The organism is Providencia alcalifaciens (assembly GCF_020271745.1).
In the GTDB taxonomy this organism is placed as follows: domain Bacteria; phylum Pseudomonadota; class Gammaproteobacteria; order Enterobacterales; family Enterobacteriaceae; genus Providencia; species Providencia alcalifaciens_B.
In genome coordinates, this window is the sequence record NZ_CP084296.1 from 90,158 (window position 1) to 103,264 (window position 13,107).

The window sequence follows — 13,107 nt, forward strand, 5'->3', positions numbered from 1 at the left end:
ATACTGAAAGTGAGGCTTAATTCATTCTGAGGAGGTAGTATGTTATCTGCTGATCAAGATTTAGTTTCACAATTAATCTCCACACATCCCCGCTTTCAATCTCTCTATGAGAAGCATCACCAGTTAGATAAAGAAATTAGTAAGCTTGAAGGACCTTCAGGTGCCGGCTATAACGATCAGGTCGCCAAACTTAAAAAAGAAAAACTGCATCTAAAAGATGAAATGCAGAGAATCATGCAAACCAGCCGATAAGGTGCCTTTAGCTAATCTCGCTTTATCAAGTACATTGGAGTCTTAGCTTCAGTGCATTTTACTCCAATAAAGCTAGCTACAACACAATTGGCAACAATCCAGTGTTAATGGCATAAGAAATTTCTCTTATGCCATTTTTGTTATTAATTGGGGTAAAAAATGCTTTTATATTGATTTAATCGCCTATGAATAGTTACCTTAAAGATATATATTAAATATATCTTTATTGAAGGGGAAGTGATGATGGTGGATAAAAGAATATCTCGGGAAATCGTAACTATAGAGAAAATGATAAAAATCTATGAAAAAGCCCATCCAGCACCACATGACGAGCCAGAGTATTACCAAACTCTTTTTTCTTATGCAATTAATCGCTTAGAAAAATGTCGTTATGGTAAAGAAAAACCAGCTTGCAAACAATGCCCTATACATTGCTATCAGCCAAAGCAACGCGAACAAATGAAAATTATTATGCGCTGGGCTGGACCAAAGATGCTTTATTGTCACCCGATCTTAGCAATCCGCCATCTTATTGATGATAAAAAGCCAGTGCCCGAATTACCACCAAGGCAACGCACAACATCTAATAGGGATAAATAACTCTGAGTGCAAAATATTTCACTAAGCCGATGGAAGAGAATACTCCCGCAGAAACTAAATATTTCCATGTAAATGTTAAATATATTTAACCACTACTTATTTATCTAAATCTTCGGTTTATTTTTACTATCCTATTGGTTTTTTGTCACTTTTTATAACATCACTCATCCGACATTCAATTTCTGACAAACAAAGTCTATTGACTTAAACACATCATAAATACCCCCCTCTCAAAAAATGACGTTCTTATAAAAATTAGTAACCAATAAAAATTAATAATCAAAAACCATGTTTATAATAAAGCTAAAATCTATAGCCCTAACATATACATGTTAGGAATGAGATTAAAATCTCAATATTTAGCTTAAATCAAGCATTTTAATAAAAAAACAAAATCAATATGATTAAAAATATTAATTGATAATAAGACTAACCATAAAAATCATTAGATAAATTTATTATTGATACTTTTAACGAATGTATCCCAAATAATTTACATCGCTATTATTTATGATAAAACACAAATAACGACTACTTACCTTTAAAAGATAAAAAAACAATGGAAAAGCGTAAAAAATCATAAAATATTAAAAACCACAAAATATAATAAAGTTAGAATTTAAAACCATAGTTACCGGTAACTTGCAGGATAAATGAATAGAACACCAAATGAGTCACTCGGAATAATCGATGAATATTCATAAAAACATCGTAAAAACCATATTTCGAAACATTTATTAATACTTTAATTTACGATATGACATATAAAAAAACAGCTCATATAATTTTAATCATCAAAGTAATAGTGATTTTTTATATCAATAGAAGTTAAAAAATTGACATTTGATTTCGACTCTTACTTAAAGAGCTAATTTGAATAAAGGTGCTACCATGAACAGTAAATTAAGTCATCAGGTGATAAAAAAAGTACGCATAGATAAAAGTAACCCACATGCAATACTCGATTTAACCTCTAAGGGCCTTATCATCATAGAAAAAGGGTCAATATTACTGGAAACTCCAGCCGCAAATGAAAGCCTACATGAAGGTGATATTCTCTACCATAAGCAGGGGTCATATTCGTTTAAAACAGAGAATAATGAATTAGATGGTGAATTCTTATGGATCTCATTGGATGATAAGTTTTTACGTGAGTATTTGTCTCATTACGGATCTCAACTCAGTGAGATTGAGCGAACTGAAAATGTCGCTAATGACATCATCAAGTTTACAACAAACCCATTAATTAATGAGCTAAAAAATAGCTTAGAATCATTTATTCAAACTCAATATCCTGAAATGATCCTCAAATTAAGAATTAATGAGCTACTCTTGTTATTATCTTATAGTGAGCAAGGAGCAACCCTGTTGTCCCATTTACGACAACTCAGCAATCGCCAAGCTGAGCGTTTGCAGACCTTCATGGAGAATAATTATTTAAAAGAGTGGAAGTTAAATGAGTTTGCCAGAACGTTTGGCATGGGCTTAACAACATTCAAAGAGCTATTTCATACTGTTTATGCGACATCACCACGCTCTTGGATCAGTGAGAAGCGCATCATGTACGCACATCAATTATTGATAAATACGTCGATGAGCATTGTTGAAGTTTCTATGGAAGCCGGCTTTTCAAGTCAGTCTTACTTTACTCAAAGCTATCATAAGCGCTTTGGTTATACCCCCAGTAGGTCGCGTAAAGCCGCCTAGTATCTTCCTCACGTTATACGCCCTGTCAGTATAGGATTAATGTCTTAGCTACACTGGCAGAAAGGCAACCTCGCAATAAATCATATCGTTGGAAATAAAAAAAGAGCCTACTATTTAAGTAAGCCCCTCTTTCTATTTAGAACCTGATTAATCAGTTTGCTTGAATCACTTTCAAATCAATAATTGACATTGAATTTGGCGGTACTTCGCCTGGAATACCTTCTGGACCATAACCACCTTGAGGCTCAATATAAATTTTGACCATTCCGCCTACACCAACCTTTTCTACGAACGAGTTCATCGGTGGTGGAAGTTGGTCATAAGGTAACACCATTGGATTTTTTTCTGTATGCATAACGGTCACCTTACCATCGGTGAGTTGCTCACGCATAATCAATGTGATTTTCTTATCTTTCACATTTGCAATTGGCGTACCTTTTTGTAAAACCTTATAGTAAGTATAATTATCTAACTTACTGTATTTCTGCTGTTTTATTTCCTGCAGGATCTTCTGATTTCGCTTTTCATTCTCTTTGGCAATCGTGGTATTATCCGCAGATGGGATTTGGAGAATGGTCGGTGTCTTACCTGTAGGTGTTTTTTTGCTCGCTCTTAATACATCATTTTCTTCACGTAACTGAGTCACGCGCTGATTAAGATCCCTAATTTGCTCTTTCAATCCCTCATCTGTTGAAAATGCTTTCAAGGTTGCCAGCTCATCTTTTGCTTTATTTAAATTACCTTGAATACTAGCAAGCTCCAGCTTAGATTTATTATCTGACGCTGTTTTTTCATCAAGCAGTTTCTTAAGCTGAAGCAATTCCTGATCTTTTTTCGAGAGATTCTCTGCATTAAATTTTTCAGCATCTAACTTCAATGCATTCAGTTGTTTGTTGGCATCTAGCAGCTTTTGCTCGATTTCAACTTGCTGTTTGTTGCGATTGGCAATGTCACTTTCAAGCTTAGCAATCAATGCTTCTTTTTCTTTGGTTTGTGACATCAACTGAGTATTTTTAGACTCTAGCTGCTGTTTATCAGATAGTTGTGCTTTTAACGAATCTTGAATACCTTTATTTTCTACATCTAATTTGGTTAAAACTTCTTCTCGGCCTTTGAGTAAGCTAATTTGCTTATTCAATTCCGCCGTTAATTCTTTGATTTGTAGGTCAGTATCTTTACCTGCAATTTCAGTCTGTTTTTCTAATTCAGTACGCAGTTTTTGTACTTCAGTATTTGCTTGTGCTAACTGTTTTTTCGCATCCGCATAACTTTGCTCATTAGATGTTAGTTTTGCTTGTAGCTGTGTGTACTGATTCTGGCTATCCGCCAGTTGCTTCGCTATTTTTTCGTAAGCATTTTGCTGAATAGCCTGTTGTTTCTTCGCTTCTGCTAACTCAGCATCCAGCGCATTTTTTTGCACTAACTTAGCGGTTTGCTCAACTAATATTGCTGTGGTCTTATCGTTCTGCTGAGATTTTTCAGCGAGTTGAGTCAAGAGTTTCTGATTTTGCTCAGATAAATCTTTAACTTGTTTATCGCTAGCTTGAGCCATCAACGTTGCTTTCTTTTCCAGCTCTTGCTTCACGTTTTGCAAGTCTGTACTAGCCTTAACTAACTGCTGCTTAGATGTGGCTAATTCGGCTTCTACCGTAGATTTTTGTTTTACTTTATCAGCCAGTTGCTGATTCTGTTGCTCAAGCTGCTTAACCGCATCTTGCTGTTGTTTCAGCGCTAATTGGACATCACTTTTTTGCGCTTGCGCCAGCTTTAACTCGTCTTCACGCTGCTTCAGTAAGGCTTCTTGCTGTAATAAGTTGGCATTCACCGATTTTAACTGCTCATCCGTATTGCCGGATAATTGCAGTTGCTGCTTCGCGTCAGATTGCAGTTTGGCGATCTCGGCGGTTAATTGTTCAATACGCTGTTGAGCATCCGTGACTTGCTTGTCTTTGTCGGTCAACTGCTGCTTCATTTGCTCAGCCAGTTGCTGATTCTGTTGCTCAAGCTGCTTAACCGCGTCTTGCTGTTGTTTCAGCGCTAATTGGACATCACTTTTTTGCGCTTGCGCCAGCTTTAACTCATCTTCACGCTGCTTCAGTAAGGCTTCTTGCTGTAATAAGTTGGCATTCACCGATTTTAACTGCTCATCCGTATTGCCGGATAATTGCAGTTGCTGCTTCGCGTCAGATTGCAGTTTGGCAATCTCGGCGGTTAATTGTTCAATACGCTGTTGAGCATCCGTGACTTGCTTGTCTTTGTCGGTCAACTGCTGCTTCATTTGCTCAGCCAGTTGCTGATTCTGTTGCTCAAGCTGCTTAACTGCATCTTGCTGTTGTTTCAGCGCTAATTGGACATCACTTTTTTGCGCTTGCGCCAGCTTTAACTCATCTTCACGCTGCTTCAGTAAGGCTTCTTGCTGTAATAAGTTGGCATTCACCGATTTCAACTGCTCATCCGTATTGCCGGATAATTGCAGTTGCTGCTTCGCGTCAGATTGCAGTTTAGCGATCTCGGCGGTTAATTGTTCAATACGCTGTTGAGCATCCGTGACTTGCTTGTCTTTGTCGGTCAACTGCTGCTTCATTTGCTCAGCCAGTTGCTGATTCTGTTGCTCAAGCTGCTTAACTGCATCTTGCTGTTGTTTCAGCGCTAATTGGACATCACTTTTTTGCGCTTGCGCCAGCTTTAACTCATCTTCACGCTGCTTCAGTAAGGCTTCTTGCTGTAATAAGTTGGCATTCACCGATTTTAACTGCTCATCCGTATTGCCGGATAATTGCAGTTGCTGCTTCGCGTCAGATTGCAGTTTGGCGATCTCGGCGGTTAATTGTTCAATACGCTGTTGAGCATCCGTGACTTGCTTGTCTTTGTCGGTCAACTGCTGCTTCATTTGCTCAGCCAGTTGCTGATTCTGTTGCTCAAGCTGCTTAACCGCGTCTTGCTGTTGTTTCAGCGCTAATTGGACATCACTTTTTTGCGCTTGCGCCAGCTTTAACTCATCTTCACGCTGCTTCAGTAAGGCTTCTTGCTGTAATAAGTTGGCATTCACCGATTTTAACTGCTCATCCGTATTGCCGGATAATTGCAGTTGCTGCTTCGCGTCAGATTGCAGTTTGGCAATCTCGGCGGTTAATTGTTCAATACGCTGTTGAGCATCCGTGACTTGCTTGTCTTTGTCAGTCAACTGCTGCTTCATTTGCTCAGCCAATTGCTGATTCTGTTGCTCAAGCTGCTTAACCGCGTCTTGCTGTTGTTTCAGCGCTAATTGGACATCACTTTTTTGCGCTTGCGCCAGCTTTAACTCATCTTCACGCTGCTTCAGTAAGGCTTCTTGCTGTAATAAGTTGGCATTCACCGATTTCAACTGCTCATCCGTATTGCCGGATAATTGCAGTTGCTGCTTCGCGTCAGATTGCAGTTTAGCGATCTCGGCGGTTAATTGTTCAATACGCTGTTGAGCATCCGTGACTTGCTTGTCTTTGTCGGTCAACTGCTGCTTCATTTGCTCAGCCAGTTGCTGATTCTGTTGCTCAAGCTGCTTAACTGCATCTTGCTGTTGTTTCAGCGCTAATTGGACATCACTTTTTTGCGCTTGCGCCAGCTTTAACTCATCTTCACGCTGCTTCAGTAAGGCTTCTTGCTGTAATAAGTTGGCATTCACCGATTTTAACTGCTCATCCGTATTGCCGGATAATTGCAGTTGCTGCTTCGCGTCAGATTGCAGTTTGGCGATCTCGGCGGTTAATTGCTCGATACGCTGATGAGCATCCGTGACTTGCTTATCTTTATCGGCAAGTTGTTTTTTCGCATTCGCCGCTTCAATCACGCCATCACTCAGCTGTTTTTCCAACTGCTTGATAGTGTCTAATGACTGATTATTTTGTTTGGCAAGGTTATCCAGATTAGCTTGCTTTTCAGCTATCACTTTCTGCGATTTGGTTAATTCATTGTTCAGCTCATCGATAACAACTTTATTATCAACGGATTTTACAACATTTTGTAATTGCTCAATTTGCAACTTACTTGCTGCGATGTCGTCACTGAGTTTAGCTATCGTCGTTTGCTTTTCAGTAATGATGCGATTTAATTCAGCAATGCTTTTATTGTAATTAGTCAGTTTAGTGACTAACTGACCATCAGTTAACAGCCTATTGTACGAAATTAGCTCACCAACACCTTGAGCAACGCCAAAGCGATACAGGTTCTTTAATTGCTGCTGCTCAATGAGTTTTGCCAACTGAGCCAGATTGACTGAGTTATCAGTCCCTGCTTTCTTCGTGAAACTCGAAGAATATAAGCCGAGAGGATCAATAATGACTTGGTATTTAGCAAAATCCTTCGCCAAATACTTAGGATTCCATTGATTACCTTGTAGCAAATAGGAAGATACAGGCTGGTAAGATTGAGACTCAGAAGGCAACGAACAAACGTCGATAACAGGCTTTATTATTTCTGTTCCTGCTACTTGGGCTGGCTCTGTTACTTGAACAGGTGTTTTAGGCTCAGCAGGTGTTGCTGACGATATTTTTGTACTTTTAGATTGAGTAGATTGAGATGACGTCACCGTATTCGATGATCGTTGAGCCACCTTTTTCTCTTTAGTATTCTTTGCTTTACCCGTCGTGACTTGACGGTTTTCTTTCGGCAGAGGAACTGGCGAAAGAGAAGATAAGACATCATAACCTTGGGCTTGTGATTTAACACTCAGTGGTACTTCGACAGGTCGTGGCTTTGGCTTTTGACCTTCATTTTCAGATTGAAGGTAAGTATCAAAGTCATCGATGACATTATTAAAACGCTCCGCGTAGGAGGCGGTTGAAAAACATGTCGAAAAAAGTGCCAGAGAGACACAAAGCCTTAAGTTAAGTCTCATAATCCATTAATTTTCTGCAAAGTTGATTCCGTTGATAGCACTGCGTTGTAACGCACCTTAGCACAAAGAACTTTTGTTTTAGATTCAATAGCCATTTGTAATAGCTCAATAGTATCTGGGCTAGCAGTTGCTTCGATTTGTTTGTACAGCTGATTAATTTCACTCACTTCTTTAAATGATCCTACCAGACGATTATAACTTTCTGGTGATAGCGTTTTCAGTGAACTGAGTTCTTTAATACAAGTATTTAGTGGTGCAACACCTTGCGGCTCAACACCATTTGATGAACGTTCTAAAGCATTATTTAAAACATTCTGAGATTCAGGGTAAGAATCATCAGCTTTACTATTTTGCGGTGAATTATTTGTTGCTACTGTGGAGGTTTGAGAATCAGCTAATGCCGCCTTTTGCTCATTTTGACCAGTGACACAGCCAGAAAGTAAAACCGTGCTTACCGCAAGCAAGGACGCGACATAAAATTTATTTTTTAAAAACATATATTTACCTTACCAGTACTTTTCTTCGCTATTATTATGATGTCCTAGAAACCTAGTGTAAGCTAAAAACTTGCTATTTTCTATATAGCCGATTAGAGAAATAGAGACTTCTCATAAATCTTATGCTTTTTTTATTTTGTGCCAATTTAGTTTTACAACCACGGAATTGTTATTTTAGTACATTAATACTCATATCTCTCTAAATAAGATATTGCATACTTGTGTTTACTGATTATTTTTGCACATTAATTAACATCAAAAACACATTTCATTAGTAATAAATCAAAATAAGCTTTGCTCGCACACCTTATCTTTCAGGCTTTTATAAAGTTAAATTAATTAAATTAAAATCATGATGTTACGGACAAGTAAATTGACTCTATCAAAAATTAGAAATACTCACATCTTGAAATATTACAATGAGATGATAAAAGTGACTCCGATGATAAAGATAGATATTGAGTAAAATAAAATTCTACACTTATTAAAGCAGTCAAAGAATAGCAGTTATCTTAAAAAGATATTGAGCTTCAATTAACTCATAACGTGATGTAACGCAGATTTTTATTTTTATATCGGCAAGCTACAACAAATTAACTGAGGGCTTGAATGTGAATATTAAATAAAAATATCATGATTCATTGAGAAGATTCATGCCCAGTTATTAACTGGGCATGAAAAACAAAGCTTAAGCTTTGCTAGGACGTAATGCAGGGAACAGGATTACATCACGGATAGTATGGCTATTGGTAAATAGCATGACCATACGGTCAATACCAATACCTAAACCTGCTGTTGGTGGTAAACCGTGCTCTAATGCGGTCACGTAATCTTCGTCGTAGAACATCGCTTCATCATCACCTTCGTCTTTCTGACGAACTTGTTCAGCAAAACGTTCTGCTTGGTCTTCTGCATCATTTAACTCAGAAAAACCATTACCGATTTCACGGCCACCGATGAAGAATTCGAAGCGGTCTGTAATGAATGGGTTGTCATCATTACGGCGTGCTAAAGGAGAAACTTCAGCCGGATATTCAGTAATAAAAGTAGGCTGAATTAAGTGGCTTTCAGCAACTTCTTCAAAGATTTCGCACTGAACACGACCTAAGCCCCAGCTCTTCTCAATCTTGATACCGATAGACTGAGCAATTGCAACTGCTTTATCCATATCATCCAGATCAGCAACGTTAGTTTCTGGACGGTATTTGCAGATAGCTTCTTTCATGGTCATTTTGGTAAATGGCTTACCAAAATCGAACTCTTGCTCACCATATTTAACAACGGTATTACCTAATACTTTCTGCGTTAAAATACGGAATAAGTCTTCAGTCAGCACAATCAGGTCACGGTAATCAGCATACGCCATATACAGTTCCATCATTGTGAATTCTGGGTTATGACGAGGAGATAAACCTTCGTTACGGAAGTTACGGTTGATTTCAAATACGCGTTCAAAACCACCTACAACTAAACGCTTCAGATACAGTTCTGGCGCAATACGCAGATACATATCGATATCTAACGCATTATGATGAGTCACAAATGGACGTGCAGAAGCACCACCCGGAATGACTTGCATCATTGGAGTTTCTACTTCCATGAATCCATGCTCAACCATGAAGTTACGAACTTCAGCTAAGATCTTAGAACGGATGATGAAAGTGTTACGAGACTCATCGTTAGCAATCAAGTCAAGGTAACGTTGACGATAACGTGTTTCTTGGTCTGATAAACCGTGGAATTTGTCTGGTAATGGACGCAGAGCTTTAGTCAGCAAACGAACTTCATGACAGTGAACGGTCAATTCGCCTGTTTTAGTTTTAAATAAACGACCTTTAGCGCCTAAAATGTCACCTAAGTCCCATTTTTTGAACTGCTCGTTGTAAATACCTTCGGGCAAATCATCACGTGAAACGTAAATCTGAATACGGCCACCAACATCTTGTAATGTTGCAAATGACGCTTTACCCATGATACGACGAGTCATCATACGACCCGCGATAGTCACTTCAATATTCAGGTCTTCCAATTCTTCTGCTGATTTTTCACCAAATTCAGCGTGAAGCTTATCGGAGACATTTTCACGACGAAAATCATTTGGGAATGGGATACCCTGTTCGCGCAATGCAACCAGTTTTTCTTTACGGGCTTTGAGTTCGTTATTTAAATCGGGAGCTTGTTCTGCACCCTGTTGCTCTTGAGACATTTTTTCCTCACAGGCCAGCTTTTAAACTAGCTTCAATGAATTTATCCAAATCACCATCCAGCACGGCTTGCGTGTTACGCGTTTCCACACCAGTACGTAAGTCTTTAATGCGTGCATCATCAAGGACGTAAGAACGAATTTGGCTTCCCCAGCCAATGTCCGATTTATTCTCTTCCATCGCTTGCTTATCTGCGTTTTTCTTCTGCATTTCCAGTTCGTATAATTTCGCTTTTAACTGGCGCATGGCTTGATCTTTGTTTTTATGCTGTGAACGGTCGTTCTGGCACTGAGTCACAATGTTGGTCGGTATATGGGTGATACGTACCGCAGACTCAGTTTTGTTAACGTGCTGACCACCGGCACCCGAAGCACGGTATACGTCGATACGTAAATCAGCAGGGTTAATTTCGATATCAATATCATCATCAACTTCAGGATAGATAAACGCTGAACTGAATGAGGTATGACGACGACCGCCGGAGTCAAATGGGCTCTTACGCACTAAACGGTGAACACCCGTTTCTGTTCTTAACCAGCCATAGGCATAATCACCGATGATTTTAATTGTTGCAGATTTTAAACCCGCCACATCACCATCTGACTCTTCGATAATTTCTGTTTTGAAGCCTTTTGACTCAGCCCAACGCAGGTACATACGCATGAGCATACTCGCCCAATCTTGCGCTTCTGTACCGCCAGAACCTGCTTGTAAGTCGATGTAGCAGTCAGCGCTGTCATATTCACCGGAGAACATACGGCGAAATTCAAGTTGCTCTAACTTGCCTTGCAGTACTTCTAACTCAGCGCCCGCTTCGTTGAACGTTTCTTCGTCATCAGCTTCTATCGCTAATTCCAATAAACCTTCTACGTCTTCAATACCTTGGGTCAGTTGGTCAATTGTCTCAACAATCGCCTCAAGGGAAGAGCGTTCTTTGCCAAGTGCTTGAGCGCGTTCTGGTTCATTCCAGACATCCGGCTGCTCAAGTTCTGCATTCACTTCTTCTAAGCGTTCTTTCTTGGCATCATAGTCAAAGATACCCCCTCAGAACCGTTGTCCGTTCAGACAGGTCCTGAATTTTGCTTTTTACTGGGTTTATTTCAAACGTCATTTTCACTATCTTATAGTTGATCAATAAAGATAAATATTTTCATTCACGAACCGTTTAGTATAACGGAATTCCTGTCAGGTTTATAGGGCATGACTCCCCTATTTCTGTACGAATTGTATCGTCAGTTTAATCCGGCCAAATATGCTCAATCATCAATTGCACATTTTTATTGCCACGAAACTCATTCACATCTAACTTAAACGCGATTTTCGCTTTTTTGACGCTATTATCTGGCCATCTACGGACATCAATGTTGAACATAATGCCATCCAACATCGGTCCTCCATTGACGGGTTCTAACATCAATTTTAAATGCTTCTCGCCCACCAGTTTTTGTTGCAATAACTGGAAGTGTCCATCAAATACAGGTTCAGGAAAAGACTGTCCCCACGGGCCGCTTTCGCGAAGTAATTCAGCTGTCTCTAATGACAGTTGATTACGCATTAATTCACCGTCACTCCAAATAACGCCCGATAATTGCTCAGGTTGAATAAGTTCTCCCATCAGCATTTCGAAATGGTATTTGAATGCGTCAAATTTACTCTCTTCAAGCGACAGACCCGCAGCCATGGCGTGTCCACCAAACTTTTGCATTAAACCTGGTTGCAACGTATTTAATCGCTCTAATGCATCGCGCATATGCACGCCCTGCACAGAACGACCAGAACCTTTTAATAATCCATCTCCGGCAGGTGCGAACGCAATAACGGGGCGATGAAATTGCTCTTTAATTCGTGAAGCCAAGATCCCAACCACCCCTTGATGCCATTCGGGATGATATAGTGCTAAACCGTTCGGTAACTGATTCTCGCTGTATTCTATTTTGTTAAATAGTACCAATGCTTCTTGCTGCATACCCGCTTCAATTTCACGACGGGTCTGGTTTAAACCATCTAACTCATTGGCTAGCTGGCGTGCATGTGCCATATCATCCGTCAGCAGTAATTCAATGCTGACTGACATATCATCAAGCCGACCAGCCGCGTTAAGTCTAGGCCCTAGTGCAAAGCCAAAATCATTCGCCACCAGACGAGAAGCATCTCGTTTGGATACCTCAATTAACGCTTTGATCCCCGCACAACAGCGCCCTGCTCTCACTCGATTCAACCCTTGGTGCACCAAGATGCGGTTGTTCGTATCCAATGGCACCACGTCGGCTACAGTACCCAGCGCAACTAAATCAAGGTATTCCGCTAAATTAGGCTCGCTAATCCCTTGCTTTTCAAACCACTGCTGCTGACGTAAATGGGCTCTTAACGCTGACATTAAATAAAACGTTACCCCAACACCGGCCAGTGATTTCGACGCAAATTGGCAATCATTAAGATTCGGGTTGATAATAGCATCTGCCGTCGGTAACGTTTCTCCCGGTAAATGGTGGTCGGTAATAACCACCTTCATCCCATACTCGTGAGCTGTGAGCACGCCATCATGAGAAGAAATACCGTTATCTACCGTAATAATCAGGTTAGTTCCCTGCTTATAGGCGTCATCCACGACCAATGGCGTTAAGCCATAGCCGTTTTCAAAACGGTTCGGGACGATATAGTTTAAATTCCTATACCCCATCGCTTTAAGCGCACGGATAGCTAATGCAGTACTCGTTGCGCCATCAGCATCAAAATCCCCCACGATAGTGATTTTTTGGTGCTCCACCAGCGCCAAATAGAGCAGCGTTAGTGCATTTTCAACTCCTGATAGCGAACGGTAATCAAGCAAATTAGATGCTTTACGCTCCAATTGCGCGAGAGAGGTTATCCCTCTAGAGGCATAAATGCGCTGCAAAAGTTCAGGAATATTAGGCAATGCCGCGGCATCACCCGTTAATTCTCGTTGACGTAAAAAAGTTTCGACATTCACAAT

8 protein-coding genes are annotated in these 13,107 nt (G+C 39.9%); 3 read left to right on the forward strand and 5 right to left on the reverse strand.

Features of this window, described 5'->3' with window-relative positions; all coding sequences use genetic code 11:
• Positions 1–39: 39 nt before the first annotated feature.
• The 3 genes from LDO51_RS00405 to LDO51_RS00415 all read left to right on the forward strand — a co-directional run bounded on the left by LDO51_RS00405 (position 40) and on the right by LDO51_RS00415 (position 2,559).
• Positions 40–252: a DUF465 domain-containing protein gene (locus LDO51_RS00405; protein WP_225575939.1), complete on the forward strand. Its 213-nt coding sequence runs from the start codon at positions 40–42 to the stop codon at positions 250–252.
• 243 nt (positions 253–495) lie between these two features.
• Positions 496–852 (forward strand): nitrous oxide-stimulated promoter family protein, encoded by a 357-nt coding sequence (locus tag LDO51_RS00410; protein ID WP_225577321.1) that lies wholly within the window; start codon positions 496–498, stop codon positions 850–852.
• Positions 853–1,743: 891 nt separating this feature from the next.
• The gene (locus tag LDO51_RS00415) at positions 1,744–2,559 is read left to right on the forward strand and encodes a helix-turn-helix transcriptional regulator (RefSeq protein ID WP_225575940.1); all 816 of its coding nucleotides are present in this window, start codon (positions 1,744–1,746) and stop codon (positions 2,557–2,559) included.
• Between the two features lie 151 nt (positions 2,560–2,710).
• Here LDO51_RS00415 and LDO51_RS00420 read toward each other — a convergent pair whose 3' ends face one another.
• The 5 genes from LDO51_RS00420 to recJ form a co-directional block, all read right to left on the reverse strand.
• The gene (locus tag LDO51_RS00420) at positions 2,711–7,432 is read right to left on the reverse strand and encodes a hypothetical protein (RefSeq protein WP_225575941.1); all 4,722 of its coding nucleotides are present in this window, start codon (positions 7,430–7,432) and stop codon (positions 2,711–2,713) included.
• Positions 7,429–7,929, reverse strand: coding sequence for a hypothetical protein (locus LDO51_RS00425; RefSeq protein WP_225575942.1), 501 nt, complete (start codon positions 7,927–7,929; stop codon positions 7,429–7,431). The genes LDO51_RS00420 and LDO51_RS00425 overlap by 4 nt, the downstream gene beginning before the upstream one ends.
• A 688-nt stretch (positions 7,930–8,617) precedes the next feature.
• A complete protein-coding gene (gene lysS / locus LDO51_RS00430; protein WP_036951129.1) occupies positions 8,618–10,135 on the reverse strand; it encodes a lysine--tRNA ligase in 1,518 nt (505 codons plus the stop codon).
• Positions 10,136–10,142: 7 nt separating this feature from the next.
• Positions 10,143–11,244, reverse strand: a protein-coding gene (gene prfB / locus LDO51_RS00435) for a peptide chain release factor 2 (protein WP_225575943.1) whose coding sequence is annotated in 2 segments (ribosomal slippage) — positions 10,143–11,165 and positions 11,167–11,244 — 1,101 coding nt in all. Because the reading frame shifts where the segments join, the coding sequence is not laid out codon by codon here.
• Between the two features lie 126 nt (positions 11,245–11,370).
• Entirely contained in the window at positions 11,371–13,104 is a 1,734-nt protein-coding gene (gene recJ / locus LDO51_RS00440) for a single-stranded-DNA-specific exonuclease RecJ (protein WP_225575944.1), read from the reverse strand.
• Between the last annotated feature and the right edge of the window lie 3 nt (positions 13,105–13,107).

Coding starts and splice junctions, on each gene's coding strand:
- lysS (WP_036951129.1), bottom strand. CDS start 10,135: ATGTCTCAAGAGCAACAGGGTGCAGAACAAGCTCCCGATTTAAATAAC.
- LDO51_RS00425 (WP_225575942.1), bottom strand. CDS start 7,929: ATGTTTTTAAAAAATAAATTTTATGTCGCGTCCTTGCTTGCGGTAAGC.
- LDO51_RS00415 (WP_225575940.1), top strand. CDS start 1,744: ATGAACAGTAAATTAAGTCATCAGGTGATAAAAAAAGTACGCATAGAT.
- LDO51_RS00420 (WP_225575941.1), bottom strand. CDS start 7,432: ATGAGACTTAACTTAAGGCTTTGTGTCTCTCTGGCACTTTTTTCGACA.
- LDO51_RS00405 (WP_225575939.1), top strand. CDS start 40: ATGTTATCTGCTGATCAAGATTTAGTTTCACAATTAATCTCCACACAT.
- LDO51_RS00410 (WP_225577321.1), top strand. CDS start 496: ATGGTGGATAAAAGAATATCTCGGGAAATCGTAACTATAGAGAAAATG.